This is a genomic window from Okeania sp. SIO3I5 (assembly GCF_010672085.1).
Taxonomy (GTDB): Bacteria; Cyanobacteriota; Cyanobacteriia; order Cyanobacteriales; family Microcoleaceae; genus Trichodesmium.
The window spans coordinates 15,914-16,742 of record NZ_JAAHHT010000157.1 but is presented as its reverse complement, the minus strand read 5'-3'; the positions used below and the strand labels follow the sequence as shown (position 1 = coordinate 16,742).

The 829-nt window shown below is 45.4% G+C and carries 2 protein-coding genes; both read right to left on the bottom strand.

Annotated elements, in window-relative coordinates; all coding sequences use genetic code 11:
• Positions 1-233: 233 nt before the first annotated feature.
• Entirely contained in the window at positions 234-542 is a 309-nt protein-coding gene (locus tag F6K40_RS27145; protein WP_293140219.1) for a hypothetical protein, read from the bottom strand.
• Between the two features lie 67 nt (positions 543-609).
• Positions 610-768: a hypothetical protein gene (locus F6K40_RS27140; protein ID WP_293140218.1), complete on the bottom strand. Its 159-nt coding sequence runs from the start codon at positions 766-768 to the stop codon at positions 610-612.
• Positions 769-829: the final 61 nt, after the last annotated feature.

Sequence of the window (829 nt, the reverse complement as noted above, 5' to 3'; positions counted from 1 at the left end):
AAATTTGACTACCCATTCCCGCGCCGGAGTGCTTCAGAAAATGCAACGACTCTTGCTCTTGAGGCAATAAAAGAGAAATTTGACTACCCATCCCCGCGCCGGAGTGCTTCAGAAAATGCAACGACTCTTGCTCTTGAGGCAATAAAAGAGAAATTTGACTACCCATCCCCGCGCCGGAGTGCTTCAGAAAATGCAACGACTATTGCTCTTGAGGTAATAAAAGAAAAATTTGACTACCCATCCCCGCGCCTGAGTGCTTCAGAAAATGCAACGACTATTGCTCTTGAGGTAATAAAAGAGAAAATTTGACTACCCATCCCCGCGCCGGAGTGCTTCAGAAAATGTACCGACTCTTGCTCTTGAGGTAATAAAAGAGAAATTTGACTACCCATTCCCGCGCCGGAGTGCTTCAGAAAATGCAACGACTCTTGCTCTTGAGGCAATAAAAGAGAAATTTGACTACCCATCCCCGCGCCGGAGTGCTTCAGAAAATGCAACGACTCTTGCTCTTGAGGCAATAAAAGAGAAATTTGACTACCCATCCCCGCGCCGGAGTGCTTCAGAAAATGCAACGACTATTGCTCTTGAGGTAATAAAAGAAAAATTTGACTACCCATCCCCGCGCCTGAGTGCTTCAGAAAATGCAACGACTATTGCTCTTGAGGTAATAAAAGAGAAAATTTGACTACCCATCCCCGCGCCGGAGTGCTTCAGAAAATGTACCGACTCTTGCTCTTGAGGTAATAAAAGAGAAATTTGACTACCCATTCCCGCGCCTGAGTGCTTCAGAAAATGCAACGACTATTGCTCTTGAGGTAATAAAAGAGAA

Coding starts and splice junctions, on each gene's coding strand:
- F6K40_RS27145 (WP_293140219.1), bottom strand. CDS start 542: ATGGGTAGTCAAATTTCTCTTTTATTGCCTCAAGAGCAAGAGTCGTTG.
- F6K40_RS27140 (WP_293140218.1), bottom strand. CDS start 768: ATGGGTAGTCAAATTTCTCTTTTATTACCTCAAGAGCAAGAGTCGGTA.